The organism is Streptomyces sp. NPDC055632 (assembly GCF_053618675.1).
Map to the genome: position 1 here is coordinate 470,341 of NZ_JBSHHY010000002.1, position 17,003 is coordinate 487,343.

The following is a 17,003-nucleotide window of genomic DNA, read 5'->3' on the forward strand; positions in this document are numbered from 1 at the left end:
CCGTCCCGGGAGTCGCCGGGCCGCCCCGGGAGTCGCCGGGCCGCCCCGGGAGTCGCCGGGCCGCCCCGGGGAGTGCTCACCCGTCCCCGCAGACCTTCAGCCCCTTCGGGGTGGCGCAGGGCAGGTGGCCGTGGACGCGGACGACGTCCTGGCCGCCGCCCCGGGTGAGGTAGGTGAGGAAGCCGGCCGCCAGGGAGCCGGCCGGCGGCTCGCCCCAGGTGTAGGCGTACTCGATCTCCCGGTACGGGTAGGGGGACGTGCCCAGCTCGTCGACGTCGGCCTCGCGGCCGTCGATCGCCACCCGGTGCAGGCCCCTCACGGTGCCGCTCGCGCGCAGTTCGCCGTAGCCGATGGCCCCCGGGAGCCGGGCGACGGCGTCCAGGACCTGTTCGGTGGAGTCGAGTTCGCAGCGGGTGACCTCCGCCCGGGGGTCGTCGCGGTGCTCGCAGTCGAGGGAGGAGTGGGCCGGTTCGTTCTCTCCGAGGACCCGGCGCTGGAAGACCTCCCTGGTGCCGGAGCCGGCGTTCCGGCTCACCAGCCGGATCGGCAGGTTCGGGCCGCCGAGCACGCTCCAGTTGGTGATGTCGCCCCGGTAGACGGCCTGGATCTGCGCCCGGCCCAGGTTGGCGACGGGGATCCCGTCGTGGACGACGAGGGTGAAGAGGGAGACGGCGACCGGGCTCTCCCGCAGCTCCGGGTGGCCGTTCGGCTTGTGCCCGTCGGAGAGCGCGACGACGGCGGGCGGGCCCTTCTTCGCCGCGGCGGCCTTCTTCCCGGCGGCGTCCAGTTCCCGGACGCCGGTGGTCGAACCGTGCGCGTCCACGATCACCCGCGCGCCCTCGCAGTCCTTCTCGTACCGCTGCGCGAGTTCCTTCGCGACGGGCGCGAAGGCCGTCGAGCCGGTGACCGTGAGGGTGCCCCGGGCGCAGCCGATCGGCGGCGGGACCTCCTCCCGCACGATGATCGCGGCGAGGGCGACGACGCACGCGGTGAGGACGACCGTGACGGACAGCGCGGCCCGGCTGAAGACGGGCAGCTTGTCGTCGGGGGTGAGGCTGCGGGTGGGGTGGACGCGGCCCTCGGCGATGCTGCCGTCGACCCTGACCGCGCCGCCGATCGGGCCGCCGCCGAGCAGGACGAGCAGCTTGTAGTAGGCGCCCCGGTTGAGCGGGACCTTCGGCAGCGGGACGCTGGTGGCGCCCTCGGCGGGACCCGTCCAGGTGTCGGGGAAGTGGCTGAGGAGCCGGGGGTGGTCGGGGGCGGTGACGACGACCGCCTTCACGTGCCGCCCTTCGAACTCCACCGTGAGCCCGTGGTCGTCCCCGTCCGTGTAGTGGTCGGCGGTGACGGCCAGGGCTCCGTCGTTCTCGATCCTGAGCAGGACGAGGGTGGCGTCCTCCAGGCCGGGACTGGTGTTGAAGTAGCCGCGCCGCACGGCCGTGCCGGTGCTGGCGGCGGCGCCGTTCGTCCCGCCGCCGACGGCCGTGTCCAGCTGGACGCGGTAGCCGATCCGCCGCTGGCGCAGCACCCACCACTGGTACCAGGCGACGCCGATCGAGACCAGGACGCCGACGAGTGCGGTGACCACGGCGACGAGGTTCTCGGAGGTGAGCCAGTCCATGCGCGCGACGGTACGGACGCGTGTGCGGTTCCGTGGAGGGTGTCGCCATCCGTCATCCGGTGTTCTTCCTTCCGCAAGCCGGATTCCGGCCGCGTGTCCGGCGCCCCGTCCGACCGCCCTCCCGACCGCCCTCCGGCCGTCCCGCCGGGGCGTCGCGCGGGCGGGTCATCAGCGGTTGCCGGGGGTGGGGAGCCTCTGTGTAATGGCCACGAGGGGGCGTCCGTACGAGGAGTACACGAGCAGTACCGAGCAGTGCAGGAGTGCCCCATGCGCGTCGTCGAAGTGATCTCCTACGGCGGACCCGAGGTCCTCAGGATCGCCAACCGCCCCGAGCCGGAGGCCGGTGACGTCCCGGGCCGGGTGCGCGTACGGCTCAAGGCCGCCGCCGTGCACCAGGCGGACCTGCGGATCCGCTCCGGGCAGTGGGCCGCCTTCCTGGGCGAGCTGGCCCCGCCCTTCGTCCTCGGCTTCGACTTCGCGGGCGTGCTCCTGGACGCCGCGCCCGGCCTCCCCGAGGGCACCCGGGTGGCCGGTTTCATCCCCTGGGTGTCGGAGGGGACGGGCGAGGGCTCCTACGCGGAGGTGATCCGCGCCGCTCCCGAGTGGCTGGCGCCGATCCCGGACGACATGGACTTCACGACGGCCGCCTCGGTGCCGCTCTCCGCGCTGGTCGCGGACCAGGCCGTCGACCTCCTGGACCTTCCCGAGGGCTCCCCGGTCCTGGTCAGCGGGGCCGGCGGGGTCGTGGGCCGCTTCGCGGTCCAGCACGCCGCCGCCGCGGGGTACCGGGTGATCGCCCTCGCGGACGAGGACGTCCGGCACGAGCTGCTGAAGCTCGGCGCCGAGGAACTGGTCCCGCGCGGGGACCCGGCGGACGTCGTCGCCAAGGTGCGGGCCCACGTCCCCGAGGGCGTCGCGGCCGTCCTGGACGCCGCGCTCATCGGCGCTCCGCTGCTGCCCGCCCTGCGGGACGGCGGGACGTTCGTCTCGGCCTCCGGGGAGCGGCTGCCGGACCGGGTCAGGGACATCGACGTCACCGCGATCCGGCCCCGCCCGGACGCGGCCCGCCTGAAGGCGATCCTGGACGGCGTGGCCGCCCGCGAGCTGGCCACCCGGACGGCCGACATCGTGCCCCTGGCGTCCGCCGCCGAGGCCCACCGCCGGGCGGAGGCCGGCCACCGGCCGGGCCGGATCGTGCTGCTGATCTGACCGCCGGCGCCCCGGGGGCTCCTAGACTCCGGGGATGCTGATCTGGATCAACGGACCGTTCGGCGGGGGCAAGACGCAGACCGCGTACGAGCTGCGGAGGCGGCTGCCGGGGAGCGTGGTCTGCGATCCCGAGCACGTCGGCTTCGGTCTGCACCGCATGACGCCCCCGGGCCTCCGGGGCGACTTCCAGGACCTCCCGGCCTGGCGGCAGGGCGTGTACGAGGTCCTGGACCTGGCCCTCCGCGAGCACCCGGGCGTGGTGATCGCGCCCATGACGGTCGTGGAGCCCCGGTCCTTCGACGAGACGGTCGGGCGGCTGCGCGCGGCCGGTCACGACGTGCGGCACTTCGCGCTGCTCGCCGAGCGCGCGACGGTCCTGCGCCGGCTGCGCGAGCGCGGCTTCGGGCACGCGGTGCGGGTCCTGGGCGGGAAGGACGCGCCGCTGCGGCGGGAGAGCTTCGCCGTGTCGAAGCTCGACCTGTGCCTGGACCGGCTGTGCGGCGAGGAGTTCGCGGAGCACGTCCGCACCGACCGCCTGACGGTCCCGCAGGTGGCCGACCGGATCGCCGCCTCGGCCGGGCTCGACCTCGCACCCGACACCGACGGCCCGCTCCGGGCGCGGCTGCGCCGGGCGGCGGTCGGGGCCCGCCACATCCGCTTCGACTGAACTCGCATATCGGGGAGGGGTGTTCTCTCTCCGGACCGACGTCACTATTTCTGGTCTGGACCTTGACAGGTCCAGACCAATCGCGCTTCGCTGGCCCTTCCCGAACCCGGACCCCCCCCACCCGGAAGGACGAGCGATGCTCCGTAAGTTGCTCACGCTGTTCGCCGCGCTCTGTACGGCCGTAGGCCTCGCCGTACTGCTCCCCGCGACCACCGCCGGAGCGGCCCCCGCCTGTGTGACCGCCTGGAACTCCGGCAGCGTCTACACCGGCGGCATGACCGCCTCGTACAACGGCCGCAACTGGTACGCGAAGTGGTGGACCCAGAACGAGCGCCCCGGCTCCTCGGACGTCTGGCGCGACGAGGGCGCCTGCGGCACCGGCGGCGGTGGCGGCCAGAACCCCAACTTCGTCGTCTCCGAAGCCCAGTTCAACCAGATGTTCCCGAACCGGAACCCGTTCTACACGTACACGGGCCTGGTCAACGCCCTCAAGTCGTACCCGGCCTTCGCCAACACCGGCAGCGACACGGTGAAGAAGCAGGAGGCCGCGGCCTTCCTCGCGAACGTCTCCCACGAGACCGCCGGGCTCTACTACATCGTCGAGCAGAACACGGCCAACTACCCCCACTACTGCGACCGGAGCCAGTCCTACGGCTGCCCGGCCGGCCAGGCCGCGTACTACGGCCGCGGGCCGATCCAGCTCTCCTGGAACTTCAACTACAAGGCCGCCGGTGACGCCCTCGGCATCGACCTCCTGAACAACCCCTGGCGCGTCGAGCAGGACCCGGCCGTCGCCATGGCCACCGGTCTCTGGTACTGGAACACCCAGAACGGCCCCGGCACGATGACCGGCCACAACGCCATGGTCAACGGCGCGGGCTTCGGCCAGACCATCCGCTCCATCAACGGCTCGCTGGAGTGCGACGGGAAGAACCCGGCCCAGGTGCAGAGCCGGGTCTCCAAGTACCAGCAGTACACCCAGATCCTGGGCGTCCCGACCGGGGCGAACCTGTACTGCTAGCGGTCAGCTCTGCCAGGCGACGAACTGGCTCCAGGCGGCGGGCTCCACGGCGAACGTGGGCCCGCCGTCCTGCTGCTTGGAGTCACGCAGGTGCACGGCGTGCGGGCAGGCGGCGACCTCGACGCAGTTGCCGCCGTTGTCGTTGCTGTAGCTGGACTTGAACCAGTGCAAGGTGTTGCTCATGTTCCCTCTCCCGCCAACCGCTCGATGAGGCCCAGTGAGGCGCGAGGGTCCAGGGCCTGTGCCCGGATCTTCGCATAACGCTGGGCGTACGTGCTCACCTTCACAGGGTCGGTGATCAGCACACTCTCGTCCTGGACTTCCATGTAGACGATCCGGGTGTGCTCGTCGGTCTCCACCAGGTTCAACTCGCCTCGTGCTCCAGCGTTCTCCCCGCTCAGGCCGACGTCCAGGGGCAGGACCTGGATCGTGACGTTCTTGCGCCGTGCGCACTCCAGTAGGTAGCGGTACTGCTCCCGCATGATCTCCTCGCTGCCGTACTTCCGCAGTAGCGCCGCCTCGTCCAGGATCAGTTCGATCAGTCGCAGCGGCTTCTTGTCGAAGATCGTCTTGCGGTCCATCCGGGCAGTGACCAGCTCCTCGACCCGTTCCTCCGTGGGCGTCGGGTACCCGCCCGCGATCTGGGCCCGCGCGTACGGCTCCGTCTGGAACAGTCCGTGGATGTTGGGGGTCGAGTACAGGCACAGGCTCAGGGCCGCCTGCTCGATCTGCGCGTAGTCCCGGAACAGCTCCGGCAGCTTCTCCAGCCGTACGAGTGGCCGCATCTCCGCGAAGATGCCCGTGCCCCCGCCGAGCACCGCCTCCAACTGTTCCATCATGCCGTCGCTCACCGGCTGGGCCAGCGTCTCCAGCGCACTGATCGCCGCGCCCGTGTACCCCATCCGGGAGCCGAGCTGTTCCTGCGTCAGTCCCTCCTTCATTCGCATTCGCTTGGCCAGAGTGGCGACCATCCGCGCCACCGGACCGGCCGTTTCCTTGTTCTCCGCTCGCGCCATTCACGATCCCCAATCGAACTCAACCGGACTCAACCGGCCTCAACTGTTCCCCGCCGAATTCAACTCCCTGTGGGGCGCGTTGGCGCAGTTCAAGCAATTACCGACGCACCGTCAGCAGTCGTGGAAAACGCTAGCGTCGGCGCGGGAACATGTCCTGGTGATTGAAGAGAATCGGGAAGTGAACGTCGACTGGATTCCAGTTTCCGGATTCCAACTTCGTAAGGCCGGCGTACAATTCGACGCCGTTCGAGTGGACGGCGACGACGGGCGTCGGCTGGCCGACTGGATGGAGGCGCTCACCAACGGCGATCCGGGACCGGTCGTCATCGAGGCGAACGGGCGGTGCGGGGTCTACTTCCTGGTGCCGCCGGGGACGACGTCCCACAAGTCGTGGCCGCGCGGGGTGACCCGGTTCAGTGCCGGGCCCGCACACGTGAGCTACGTACCCGTGCCCGCGCTGACCGGTCGGACCTGGCCGCTCGCGTGGCGGTGCCTGCCGTCGGGGCCCGACCGGTTCGTGCATCCGCTGCTCCTGAGGAGCGCCGTCACGGAGCTGATGGAGCGGCGTCCGCTGCTCCCGGCGCAAACCCCTCCAGGGTCGTGAGGGCCCGGGAGAGCCGCTCCAGGACCCGTACCGTCTCGTCGAACGCCTCCTGCCCGCCCAGCTCCCGCTGGAGCAGCGCCGCGAGTTCCGCGTGGCCCGGGTCGATGCGGCGGACCGCCGCCCGGCCCGCCTCGGTGGGGGCGAGGAGCTTGGCGCGGCGGTGGGCCGGGTTCGGCTCGTAGGACGCCAGGCCCTCCCGTACGAGGAGGTCGGCCACCCGCTGGACGCTCTGGCGGGTGATGCCCATGGCGCGGGCGATCCCGGCGACCGGCAGGGGCTCGGGCAGCACCGCGCCGAGGACCTGCCACCAGGCGGCGGTCAGGCCCGCCGGCTCGGCCAGCCTCTCCGAGACGGCGAGGAACTGTCCGTTCAGGCGGAAGACGCCCAGGGCCGTGCGGGACAAGGCGTCCTGCTCCTCGCGGCTCATCCGTTCAGTTCCTCGAAGGCCGCCGGGTCCGAGTCGTGGAAGAGGCGGAACCAGGCGTCCCGCTTCCCCTCGTACGCCCCGAGCCGGGCGAAGATCTCGCGGGCGAAGGCGACCGGCTCGGTCGGGCCCGCCGTGATGAGGTCGCCGTCCCGGACCGCGTCCGCGTCGACGTAGTGCTCGGCGCCCTTGTAGCCGGTGGCGGCCAGGTAGAAGGAGACCGCGCTCGTGTGGCGGCGGTCGTCGAGCAGGCCCTCACGGGCCAGGGCCGCCGTGGCGCCGCAGATCGCGGCGACCGGGACCCCGGCGTCGAGGAAGGCGCGGGCCTTGGCCGCGAACGGGGCCAGCTCGTCGCCCTCGTCGTACTTGTCGGCTCCCGGCAGGATCAGCAGGGCACTGTCCTCGGGGTCCAGGTCGGAGAGGGCCAGGTCGGGGACGATCCGGATCCCGGCGATCGTGGTGACGGGCTCGCCGGCGACCGGGCCGACGGTCTTGACCGTGTGTCCCGCGCGGGCGAGCCAGGCCGTGGCGTGGCCGGTCTCCCAGTCCGCGAGGGTGTCGTAGACGGCGAGGTGGACGGTGCGGGTGTCGCTCTCGTTTGTCATGACAGTAGACTGTCATGACGACAGCTTCCTGTCAATGGTGGGGCTCGGGGAACGCCGGGGGAACAACGTGTCGCGTCCCTCCCGGTCTCGGTGGACAAGATGGCCATGGCCCTTCCCACCTGCGGTTCCTTACCCTCGGCCGCATGACCCCTCACGCCGCACCCGATCCGCGGGCCGGTGCCGCCGTCAAGGCCGCCGACCGCGCCCACGTGTTCCACTCCTGGTCCGCCCAGGGCCTGATCGACCCGCTCGCCGTCGCCGGCGCCGAGGGTTCGTACTTCTGGGACTACGACGGGAACCGCTACCTCGACTTCACCAGCGGCCTCGTCTACACCAACATCGGCTACCAGCACCCCAAGGTGGTCGCCGCGATCCAGGAGCAGGCCGGGAAGCTCGCCACCTTCGCGCCCGCCTTCGCCGTGGACGTCCGCTCCGAGGCCGCACGCCTCATCGCCGAGCGCACCCCGGGCGACCTGGACAAGATCTTCTTCACCAACGGCGGCGCCGAGGCCGTCGAGAACGCCGTCCGCATGGCCCGGCTGCACACGGGCCGCACCAAGGTGCTCTCCGCCTACCGCTCGTACCACGGCGCCACCTCCACCGCGATCAACCTGACCGGCGACCCGCGCCGCTGGGCCTCCGACACCGGCTCGGCGGGCGTCGTGCGCTTCTGGGCCCCGTTCCTCTACCGCTCGCCCTTCTACGCCACCACCGAGGCGGAGGAGTGCGCGCGGGCCCTCCAGCACCTGGAGGACACGATCGCCTTCGAGGGTCCGGCGACGATCGCCGCGATCATCCTGGAGACCGTGCCCGGCACCGCCGGCATCATGACCCCGCCGCCCGGCTACCTCGCCGGCGTGCGCGAGATCTGCGACAGGTACGGCATCGTCTTCGTCCTGGACGAGGTCATGGCCGGCTTCGGCCGCACCGGAAAGTGGTTCGCCGCCGACCACTTCGACGTCGTGCCCGACCTGCTGACCTTCGCCAAGGGAGTGAACTCCGGCTACGTGCCGCTCGGCGGCGTCGCCATCAGCGCCGAGATCGCCGCCACCTTCGACAAGCGCCCCTACCCCGGCGGCCTGACCTACTCCGGCCACCCCCTGGCCTGCGCCGCCGCCGTCGCCACCGTCCACGTGATGGAGGACGAGAAGGTCGTCGAGCACGCCGCGCACATCGGCGAGACCGTCCTCGGCCCCGGCCTGCGCGAGCTGGCCGAGCGCCACCCGTCCGTCGGCGAGGTCCGCGGCCTCGGCGTCTTCTGGGCGCTCGACCTGGTCAGGAACAGGGAGACGCGCGAGCCGCTCGTTCCGTACAACGCGTCCGGCGAGGCCAACGCGCCCATGGCCGCCTTCGCCGCCGCCGCGAAGAAGAACGGCCTGTGGCCCTTCGTGAACATGAACCGCACCCACGCCGTCCCCGCCTGCAACGTCTCCGAGGCGGAGGCCAAGGAGGGCCTCGCGGCCCTGGACGCGGCCCTCTCGGTGGCCGACGAGCACACCGCGTAACCGCCCGCGCGGAACCGCGTAACCGCTGGTACGGGCGGTACGAGCCGTACCGGAGAGGTCTCCTCCGTCTGGATTAGGGTGTCCGGAGCCGGACGGAGGGGACCCACCACCATGCCCGCGAGCGGAGGCGTCACCCGCAGCACCCTGCGACAGCAGATCGCGGACGCGCTGCGTGACGAGGTGCTCGCGGGCCGTCTCAAGGCCGGGCGCGAGTTCACCGTCAAACAGATCGCGGAGCAGTACGGCGTCTCGGCCACGCCCGTGCGCGAAGCCCTCGTGGACCTCTGCGCGCAGGGGCTCCTCGACTCCGACCAGCACCGGGGCTTCCGCGTCCACCAGTACTCCGTCGACGACTACCGGCGGATGGTCGAGGCCCGGATGCTCGTGGTCGACGGCATCTTCCGCCGCCGTGCCACCGCCCTCCCGGCCCCGCCCCCGGCCCCCGAGCCCGGCATCGGGGTCGCGCTCGTCTCCGTGCGCCGCCGGGGCGAGGCCGCCGCGCGCGCGGCCCGCGCCGGCGACCTGGACGTCCTCGTCGGGTACGACATCCGGTACTGGCGCGAGCTGGGCCGTCTGATCGCCGCCAACGACCACCTCGCGGACTTCCTGCACCGGCTCCGCGTCCAGGCCTGGGCCTTCTCCGTGCCCCACCTGCGCTCCGAGCGGGACCTCATGGGCTGGCTGTGGAGCGGGCACGTGGAGCTGGTCGACGCGATCACCCGGGGCGACGCGGAGGCGGCCGTGACGATCGTGCGCGCGTACAACGCGCACGCCCTTGAGTGGGCGGACCGGCTGGAGCGGCGGGGCGGGTAGGGCGGGGCACGGCGGGACCCGGCGGGTTGAGGGCCCGTCTCCGGGGGCAGGTCCCCAACGGGTGGGCGTCGTCCGACGATCCGACTACCCTGGCCGTCCCTGCAACCGACGGAGAGCGAGCCTCCCTTGGCCTGTGACCTGTGGCTGGTCCCCCTCGTCGACGTGCTGTGCCACAGCCCCGACAACCCCTTCGCCGAAGAGATCGCCGCCTACGACGCCGTCCTCAGCGCCTCGGGCCTGCCGACCGTACCCGTCTACGCGTACATGCCGGGGCTCTCCGGCGACGTCGCCCCGGTCGCCGGCTTCGACTACGAGGCCCTGCACTTCCTGCGCCGCGCCTATCTGCTCCAGGTCCACGGACTGCCGGTCGAGCCGGTCGGCGAGCTGGGCGGGGACTACGAACAGCTCCTGGAGATGTTCGAGGCGACCGCCCAGCGGTCGCACCTGGTCTGGCACTACGACCACGCGGGCGCGTACGTGCCGGTCGACTTCCCGGCGCCGCTCGCCAGCGACGAGCTCCTGGAGGGCGGCGGGCCGCTCGGCTCCTCGCACGGGCTGCTGCGGGAGCTGCAGTTCGTGGCGCCCGCGATCGGCATCGACCCGGCGAACCCGCCGGCCGCCCCGCTGCCGCCGGAGCGGCCGACCGCCCTGGAGGAGCCGGCCGTCGGCCCCTCCCCGTACGACCAGGGGCCCTTCGCCCGGGAGCGGCACGTGTGGCTGGGGCTGCACGCGGCGGCGACCCGGAGCCTGGCCCAGGGCTCGATGATCATCCTGAGCTAGTTCCGGCCGGGACCGGCGCCCCCGGAGGACCCTCAGCGGGTCTCCGGGGGCCGCTGGCGCGGCATGTTCGGGCGGGTGCCCGGCGGCAGCGGGAAGCGCCCGCCCGTCGGCTGGACGCTCTCGGGCCGGGACGGCACCACGCCGACCGACTGGAGCGCGAGCGGCGCCGGGCCCGAGCGGAACTCGACCATCCAGTCGGCGGTCTCCGCCCGTACCAGCTCCGTCACGTCCTCCGAGAAGCGGCGCAGCACGCCGAGACAGCGCTCCGCGGCCTCGCTGGCGGTGCCCTCGGTGGGCCCCAGGACCTCCCGGACGCTCTCCGAGGCCCAGTCGAACTGGAGCGCCTGGAGCCGCCGCTGCACCGCCTGCGCCGTCGCCACGTCCCTTATCCAGCCCGACGTCACCCCGAAGTACCGGTCGCAGGCCAGGCAGGCGGCGCCGAGCAGCAGCGAGAGGTAGCCCCAGCCGGCCGTGCCCGCCGCGACCCCGGTCAGGTCGAGCAGCGGCAGGGCGGCGCCCGCGATCACCCCGACGGCGGTGCCGATCCGCAGGAGCCGGGCGGCACGGCGCTTCCAGACCCGGTCGGAGAGGTACCACTCGGCGGTGCGCAGCGCGTTCGCCTCCACCCAGCGGTACAGCTCGTCGAGCCGCTCGGCCGGCTCGCCCCAGTCCCCCAGGGGGAAGGGCCTGCCGCTCAGGTCGCGGCCGCTCAGGTCACGGCCGGTCGGATCGGGGCGGACGTCTCCCCCGGGGTGCCCCGGTGGCGGCATCTCCGGCTGCTGGCTCACCGGGGGACTCCTCTGTTCAGCTCAGCGCCTCTGCTCGGCTCGGCGCTCGTGTCGCTCGTGTCCTGCTGTGGCGTGCGGTGCACGTGGTGCCTGCCCTTCCTACCGCCGAATGGAGGGCGATGGGCCCGGAATCCCAGGATTTCCGCCCGCAAGTGGGTGTTGATCAGGTAGAGGAGCCCGCAGTTTCTCACCCGAAAGAGTGATGGAGGCAGGGTGGGCGGGGACCACGTAGGCTCGGCGTACCGAGTCAGACAAATTGACCCTCAGGAGTGACCGTGATTCCCGGTGGTGGCCAGCCCAACATGCAGCAGCTCCTCCAGCAGGCGCAGAAGATGCAGCAGGACCTCGCGCGGGCGCAGGAGGAACTCGCCGCCACCGAGGTCGACGGACAGGCGGGCGGCGGCCTGGTCAGGGCGACCGTGACCGGCTCCGGCGAGCTGCGCGGCCTGGTGATCGATCCCCAGGCGGTCGACCCGGAGGACACCGAGACGCTGGCCGACCTGATCGTCGCCGCCGTACAGGCCGCCAACGACAACGCGCAGCAGCTCCAGCAGGCCAAGCTGGGCCCGCTGGCGCAGGGCATGGGCGGCATGCCGGGCCTCGGCTTCTGAGACCCCGGACGCGGCACCGTTCCCACGGGTCTTCTAAGGCCCGGCCGCAGCCACTACCGTAAGAATCAAGCACACCCGAGAAGGGCGTTCCGTTGTACGAAGGCGTGGTTCAGGACCTCATCGACGAACTGGGCAGGCTGCCCGGCGTCGGTCCCAAGAGCGCGCAGCGGATCGCCTTCCACGTCCTCCAGGCGGAGCCGACGGACGTCCGGCGGCTCGCGCACGCGCTCCTGGAGGTCAAGGAGAAGGTCAGGTTCTGCGCGGTCTGCGGCAACGTGGCGCAGCAGGAGCAGTGCAACATCTGCCGGGACCCGCGCCGGGACCTGACCGTCATCTGTGTGGTCGAGGAGCCCAAGGACGTCGTGGCGATCGAGCGGACGCGGGAGTTCCGCGGCCGCTACCACGTCCTCGGCGGCGCGATCAGCCCCATCGAGGGCGTCGGCCCGGACGACCTGCGCATCCGGGAGCTGCTCGCGCGGCTCGCGGACGGCACGGTCACCGAGCTGATCCTCGCGACCGACCCGAACCTGGAGGGCGAGGCCACCGCGACGTACCTGGCGCGGATGATCAAGCCCATGGGCCTGCGGGTCACCCGGCTCGCGAGCGGCCTCCCGGTCGGCGGCGACCTGGAGTACGCGGACGAGGTGACCCTGGGCCGCGCCTTCGAGGGCCGGAGGCTGCTGGATGTATGACGACCTAGCCCACGTGTGGGTGCTCCGAGGAAGGCAGTCTCATGTCTGACCCCACCCTGCACTCCGTCACGCAGGACCCCGACGACTTCGCGGTCCAGATCGCCGACTCCATCGAGAGCTTCATCGTCGCGACCACCGAGGTGGCCAAGGGCGACGAGCCGGACAGCACGGTGCCCTTCCTGCTCCTGGAGGTCTCCCAGCTCCTCCTGGCGGGCGGCCGGCTCGGCGCGCACGAGGACATCGTCCCGGACGAGCGCTACGAGACGGACACCGGTCCGGAGCCCGACGCGGACGACCTGCGCGAGCGGTTCGCCGCGCTCCTGGACCCGGTCGACGTCTTCTCCGAGGTCTTCGACCCGTACGAGCCCCGCAAGGCCCCGGTCCCGGCCCGGATCTCCGACAACCTGGCCGACATCGTCGCCGACCTGAGCCACGGCCTGGCCCACTACCGGGCGGGCCGGACCAGCGAGGCCCTGTGGTGGTGGCAGTTCTCGTACTTCTCCAACTGGGGCCCGACCGCCTCGGCCACCCTCCGCGCCCTCCAGTCCCTGGTCGCCCACGTCCGCCTCGACCAGCCGCTCGCCGCCCTGGACGGCCTCGACACGGACGAGGACCTGGGCGACGACGACCTGGCGGAGGAGGCGGGCCGGGTGATGATCCGCGAGATCGCGGGACCGCTAGGGCTGGGGCTGAGGAAGTAGCGCGAGCGGGCCGGTGGGCGGGAAGCGACGCGAGCGGGCCCGTGGGCGGGGGAAGCGACGCGAGCGGGGCGGGGAAAGGCCGGCGGAGGGGGCCGTTCCGGTGCATTTCGGTCAGGTGATCACCTGTTGAGCGGCTTGTCTCACCATTCGGTATCTCGTAGGCGTTTTCGAGTCGCTCGTTAGACTGAGCCGATCGCAGCGCCGGCTGCGGCACAGACTGAGCGAGGAGCGCACGTGGGCCTTGTCGTGCAGAAGTACGGAGGCTCCTCCGTTGCCGATGCCGAAGGCATCAAGCGCGTCGCCAAGCGGATCGTGGACGCCAAGAAGAACGGCCACCAGGTGGTCGTCGTGGTTTCCGCGATGGGCGACACGACGGACGAGCTGATCGATCTCGCCGGGCAGGTATCCCCGATTCCTTCCGGGCGTGAGTTCGACATGCTGCTGACCGCCGGGGAGCGGATCTCCATGGCCCTGCTGGCCATGGCGATCAAAAACCTGGGCCACGAGGCCCAGTCGTTCACCGGCAGCCAGGCCGGTGTCATCACCGACTCGGTCCACAACAAGGCGCGCATCATCGATGTCACGCCGGGCCGGATCCGCACCGCCCTCGACGAGGGCAACATCGCCATCGTTGCCGGCTTCCAGGGCGTGTCCCAGGACAAGAAGGACATCACCACCCTCGGCCGCGGCGGCTCGGACACCACCGCCGTGGCGCTCGCCGCCGCGCTCGACGCCGAGGTGTGCGAGATCTACACCGACGTCGACGGCGTGTTCACCGCCGACCCGCGCGTGGTGAAGAAGGCGAAGAAGATCGACTGGATCTCCTTCGAGGACATGCTGGAGCTCGCCGCCTCCGGCTCCAAGGTGCTGCTGCACCGCTGCGTCGAGTACGCGCGCCGTTACAACATCCCGATCCACGTCCGCTCGTCCTTCTCCGGACTCCAGGGCACGTGGGTCAGCAACGAACCGACAGGGGACTCCAAGGTGGAGCAGGCCATCATCTCGGGTGTCGCCCACGACACCTCCGAGGCGAAGATCACCGTCGTCGGCGTACCGGACAAGCCGGGCGAGGCCGCGGCCATCTTCCGCGCCGTCGCGGACGCCGAGATCAACATCGACATGATCGTCCAGAACGTGTCCGCCGCCTCCACCGGCCTCACGGACATCTCCTTCACCCTCCCCAAGGCCGAGGGCCGCAAGGCCATCGACGCCCTGGAGAAGGCGAAGGGCGCGATCGGCTTCGACTCGCTGCGCTACGACGACCAGATCGGCAAGATCTCCCTGGTCGGCGCCGGCATGAAGACCAACCCGGGCGTCACCGCGGACTTCTTCCGCGCGCTCTCCGACGCGGGCGTGAACATCGAGCTGATCTCGACCTCCGAGATCCGCATCTCGGTCGTCACCCGCGCCGACGACGTCAACGAGGCCGTGCGCGCCGTCCACACCGCCTTCGGCCTGGACAGCGACTCGGACGAGGCCGTGGTCTACGGCGGCACCGGGCGCTGACCCCGCCCGTTCCCACCGGCTCTTCCACGACTCCCCCCGTGCGGCGGCCCGCGGCCGCCCGTCCGGGGGGAGTCGTGTGTCATGGATTTGTGTGATCTGTGAACGACCTGTGAGCAAATAGGCGTCAGATATCCCTTGAACTGCGGCGATGTCCTGGACGACGATGCATTTCCCCCTTGCTGCAACCAGTAGTTGGGTGGGGCGCGTCTCAGCGGGCACCCATGGGCGTGCGGCGCCGGGCGCGCTGTGAAAGCGGGGCATCGGGGGAGAACGGTTACGCATGAGGACGAACAACCCGCCGTCGAAAAGGACGGCGAGCGCGTACAACCCTGTCGGGGGTAGGCGTGTCCAACAGGCGTGGCAGAGGTACTCGACATCGCGACCATCGCCCCGCTGCGCGGCGCGGGCACGGCGTTGCTCCCCGCACGGAGCGGCGTCGCCGGCACCGTGCGCGGACCCGTCGTCGCCCCGTTCCGGCGTCCGCGGGCCCTCGGCGGGATGCCGGTGATCGCTCCCGTGTCCACCGATTCCCGGTCCCACCGGGTGGACGGCGTTCCGTCGCCCCGCACGAGCGACGAGGACGCCCCGGCCGTCGGCACCACCGTCGACCACCTCACCGAGACCTACCGCGCCCACTACCGGTCGCTCCTCGGCCTCGCCGCGCTGCTCCTCGACGACACGGCCTCCTGCGAGGACGTGGTCCAGGAGGCGTTCATCCGCGTCCACTCGGCCCGCAAGCGGGTCCGCGAACCGGAGAAGACGCTCGCCTACCTGCGCCAGACCGTCGTGAACCTCTCCCGGTCCACGCTGCGCCGCCGCATCCTCGGCCTCAAGCTGCTCTCGAAGCCGATGCCGGACATGGCCAGCGCGGAGGAGGGGGCGTACGACCAGCTGGAGCGCGACGACCTGATCAAGGCCATGCGCGGGCTCCAGCGGCGCCAGCGCGAGGTGCTCGTCCTGCGCTACTTCGCGGACATGACCGAGGTCCAGGTCGCCGAGACGCTGGGGATATCCCTGGGCTCGGTGAAGGCGTACGGCTCGCGGGGCATCGCGGCCCTGCGCGTCACGATGGGGGCGACGTCGTGAGCGGGGCGCGCGGCGAGAAGGGCAGGGCCCCCGAGGAGGGGGCCGCCGCCGAGGACGCGGTGACCCCGGAGGGCCGCGAGGCCTCCGAGGGGAGCGCGCCCGCCGAGGACCGCACCGAGGAACACGGGGAAGCCGGGGAGCCCGAGGAACGCGGGACGGACGCCGGGGGCGCCGGTGGCCGTAGGGTCACCGGGGGCCCCGGGGCCCGTGCCCGTGACGAACGTGACGATCTGAGTGGACAGCGCATGGTGAACATCGAGTCCGGGCCCGGCGAGGGCGACGGGGACGAGGAGCTGGCGCTGCGGCGGATGCTCCACGGCGCCGTGGAGGGACTGGAGCCCTCCCTCGGCTCGCTGGAGCACCTGCGCCGCGCCGTGCCCGCCCGGCGGGCCCGCAAGCGGCAGGCCGTCGTCGGCGCCGCGGCCGCCGCGGTCCTCATCGGAACGGCCGTCCCGGCCTTCGTGCACGTCGCCTCCTCGGAGGGGACCACCGCCGCCAGCCCCGTGAACGCCGGCCACGGCGAGGAGGCCCAGGGCGGCACCGGCACCGAGACCGGCATCGAGGGCGGCCGGAGCGCCGGGACCCCCGCGAGCAGCGCCTCCCCGAGCCGGGACGGCGGAGAGGGCGTCGCCGACGGCTCCTCCGGCGAGCCGGAGACCGGCGCCGGGGCGTCCGGCGAGACCCCCGGGGACGCGCAGGAGATCGCCCCCGGGACGGACCGCTGCGCCGTCGGCCAGCTGTCCGGCGGCGGCGCGCGGTCCGGCGGACCCGACGCCGAGGGCAAGGTGTACGGCAGCTTCCGCGTCGTCAACGTCTCCGGCACCGCCTGTGTCGTGGACGGCGCCGGGACCGTCGGCTTCGAGGCCCGGGGAGCGGCCGACCCCGGACGCATCGCGGTGGTCCGGAGCACCTCGGGCGGCGAGGGCGGCGGACTGCCAGGACCCGCGCAGGAGTCCTCCCGCCTCCTCCTGGAGCCGAACGGCTCCTACGAGGTGAAGTTCGTCTGGGTGCCCAGCGAGACCTGTCCGACGACCGGGACCACCCCGACGCCGACGCCGACCACCCCGGTCGACCCGCCGACCACTCCGCCGCCGACGCCCGCCCCGACCGAGCCCACCGGCAACCCCGACCCCAGCGGGGGCCCGGGCCCCGGCGGAACCGGCGGCAGCCCGGAGCCGGGACCGGCCGACGGCGGCCCGGCGGCCCAGCTGCTCCCGGCGGCCGGCGGCCCGGCGGACGGCAGCGTCGTGGTCAGCCACACCGCGGAGCCCGGCGGCCCCTCGATGTCGGCCGTCGTCCCCCACGCCTGCTCCGGCACGGTCTACCGCACCGGCCTCATCGGCACCTCCTGAGC

General features: G+C 72.3%; 19 protein-coding genes. 13 read left to right on the forward strand and 6 right to left on the reverse strand.

Annotated elements, in window-relative coordinates; genetic code table 11:
• Positions 1-76 precede the first annotated feature (76 nt).
• A complete protein-coding gene (locus tag ACWGSR_RS04790) occupies positions 77-1,621 on the reverse strand; it encodes a substrate-binding domain-containing protein (protein WP_453563530.1) in 1,545 nt (514 codons plus the stop codon).
• A gap of 267 nt (positions 1,622-1,888) precedes the next feature.
• Between ACWGSR_RS04790 and ACWGSR_RS04795 the strand changes: the two genes are divergently transcribed.
• The 3 genes from ACWGSR_RS04795 (at position 1,889) to ACWGSR_RS04805 (ending at position 4,518) form a co-directional block, all read left to right on the forward strand.
• A complete protein-coding gene (locus ACWGSR_RS04795; RefSeq protein WP_432085030.1) occupies positions 1,889-2,830 on the forward strand; it encodes an NADP-dependent oxidoreductase in 942 nt (313 codons plus the stop codon).
• A gap of 34 nt (positions 2,831-2,864) precedes the next feature.
• Complete coding sequence (locus tag ACWGSR_RS04800; RefSeq protein ID WP_453563533.1) at positions 2,865-3,497, forward strand: AAA family ATPase; 633 nt, start codon at positions 2,865-2,867, stop codon at positions 3,495-3,497.
• 136 nt (positions 3,498-3,633) lie between these two features.
• Positions 3,634-4,518 (forward strand): glycoside hydrolase family 19 protein, encoded by an 885-nt coding sequence (locus ACWGSR_RS04805; protein ID WP_376232979.1) that lies wholly within the window; start codon positions 3,634-3,636, stop codon positions 4,516-4,518.
• Between the two features lie 3 nt (positions 4,519-4,521).
• Here ACWGSR_RS04805 and ACWGSR_RS04810 read toward each other — a convergent pair whose 3' ends face one another.
• Both ACWGSR_RS04810 and ACWGSR_RS04815 read right to left on the reverse strand, forming a co-directional pair.
• Positions 4,522-4,701, reverse strand: coding sequence for a DUF397 domain-containing protein (locus ACWGSR_RS04810; protein ID WP_383434715.1), 180 nt, complete (start codon positions 4,699-4,701; stop codon positions 4,522-4,524).
• The gene (locus tag ACWGSR_RS04815; RefSeq protein ID WP_453563536.1) at positions 4,698-5,534 is read right to left on the reverse strand and encodes a helix-turn-helix domain-containing protein; all 837 of its coding nucleotides are present in this window, start codon (positions 5,532-5,534) and stop codon (positions 4,698-4,700) included. Before ACWGSR_RS04815 ends, ACWGSR_RS04810 begins: the two co-directional genes overlap by 4 nt.
• 157 nt (positions 5,535-5,691) lie before the next feature.
• Between ACWGSR_RS04815 and ACWGSR_RS04820 the strand changes: the two genes are divergently transcribed.
• Complete coding sequence (locus ACWGSR_RS04820) at positions 5,692-6,138, forward strand: hypothetical protein (RefSeq protein WP_453563662.1); 447 nt, start codon at positions 5,692-5,694, stop codon at positions 6,136-6,138.
• On the opposite strand, the gene ACWGSR_RS04825 is transcribed toward ACWGSR_RS04820, so the two are convergent.
• On the reverse strand, positions 6,080-6,565 hold the full coding sequence (locus tag ACWGSR_RS04825) for a MarR family winged helix-turn-helix transcriptional regulator (protein WP_453563539.1): 486 nt from the start codon (positions 6,563-6,565) through the stop codon (positions 6,080-6,082). The two genes, ACWGSR_RS04820 and ACWGSR_RS04825, sit on opposite strands and share 59 nt — an antisense overlap.
• The gene (locus tag ACWGSR_RS04830) at positions 6,562-7,167 is read right to left on the reverse strand and encodes a DJ-1/PfpI family protein (protein WP_453563541.1); all 606 of its coding nucleotides are present in this window, start codon (positions 7,165-7,167) and stop codon (positions 6,562-6,564) included. Before ACWGSR_RS04830 ends, ACWGSR_RS04825 begins: the two co-directional genes overlap by 4 nt.
• Positions 7,168-7,310: 143 nt before the next feature.
• Between ACWGSR_RS04830 and ACWGSR_RS04835 the strand changes: the two genes are divergently transcribed.
• The 3 genes from ACWGSR_RS04835 to ACWGSR_RS04845 all read left to right on the forward strand — a co-directional run bounded on the left by ACWGSR_RS04835 (position 7,311) and on the right by ACWGSR_RS04845 (position 10,265).
• Entirely contained in the window at positions 7,311-8,672 is a 1,362-nt protein-coding gene (locus tag ACWGSR_RS04835) for an aminotransferase class III-fold pyridoxal phosphate-dependent enzyme (RefSeq protein ID WP_453563543.1), read from the forward strand.
• 111 nt (positions 8,673-8,783) lie between these two features.
• The gene (locus ACWGSR_RS04840) at positions 8,784-9,485 is read left to right on the forward strand and encodes a GntR family transcriptional regulator (RefSeq protein ID WP_453563545.1); all 702 of its coding nucleotides are present in this window, start codon (positions 8,784-8,786) and stop codon (positions 9,483-9,485) included.
• 126 nt (positions 9,486-9,611) lie between these two features.
• Complete coding sequence (locus ACWGSR_RS04845; protein WP_376232966.1) at positions 9,612-10,265, forward strand: hypothetical protein; 654 nt, start codon at positions 9,612-9,614, stop codon at positions 10,263-10,265.
• Between the two features lie 32 nt (positions 10,266-10,297).
• Here the strand turns inward: ACWGSR_RS04845 and ACWGSR_RS04850 are convergent, their stop codons facing one another.
• A complete protein-coding gene (locus ACWGSR_RS04850) occupies positions 10,298-11,035 on the reverse strand; it encodes an SLATT domain-containing protein (protein WP_453563664.1) in 738 nt (245 codons plus the stop codon).
• Between the two features lie 293 nt (positions 11,036-11,328).
• On the opposite strand from ACWGSR_RS04850, the gene ACWGSR_RS04855 reads away from it, so the two are divergent.
• The 6 genes from ACWGSR_RS04855 to ACWGSR_RS04880 all read left to right on the forward strand — a co-directional run bounded on the left by ACWGSR_RS04855 (position 11,329) and on the right by ACWGSR_RS04880 (position 17,001).
• Positions 11,329-11,664, forward strand: coding sequence for a YbaB/EbfC family nucleoid-associated protein (locus ACWGSR_RS04855; protein ID WP_366373540.1), 336 nt, complete (start codon positions 11,329-11,331; stop codon positions 11,662-11,664).
• A 92-nt stretch (positions 11,665-11,756) separates the two neighbouring features.
• Complete coding sequence (gene recR, locus ACWGSR_RS04860) at positions 11,757-12,356, forward strand: recombination mediator RecR (RefSeq protein ID WP_188271073.1); 600 nt, start codon at positions 11,757-11,759, stop codon at positions 12,354-12,356.
• Between the two features lie 41 nt (positions 12,357-12,397).
• Positions 12,398-13,057, forward strand: a complete 660-nt coding sequence (locus tag ACWGSR_RS04865) for a DUF5063 domain-containing protein (RefSeq protein ID WP_376232963.1) — start codon at positions 12,398-12,400, stop codon at positions 13,055-13,057.
• Between the two features lie 234 nt (positions 13,058-13,291).
• Entirely contained in the window at positions 13,292-14,563 is a 1,272-nt protein-coding gene (locus tag ACWGSR_RS04870; RefSeq protein WP_366373543.1) for an aspartate kinase, read from the forward strand.
• A 357-nt stretch (positions 14,564-14,920) separates the two neighbouring features.
• Positions 14,921-15,649, forward strand: coding sequence for a SigE family RNA polymerase sigma factor (locus tag ACWGSR_RS04875; protein WP_376232961.1), 729 nt, complete (start codon positions 14,921-14,923; stop codon positions 15,647-15,649).
• Entirely contained in the window at positions 15,646-17,001 is a 1,356-nt protein-coding gene (locus ACWGSR_RS04880) for a hypothetical protein (RefSeq protein WP_453563550.1), read from the forward strand. Before ACWGSR_RS04875 ends, ACWGSR_RS04880 begins: the two co-directional genes overlap by 4 nt.
• The last annotated feature ends 2 nt before the right edge of the window (positions 17,002-17,003 follow it).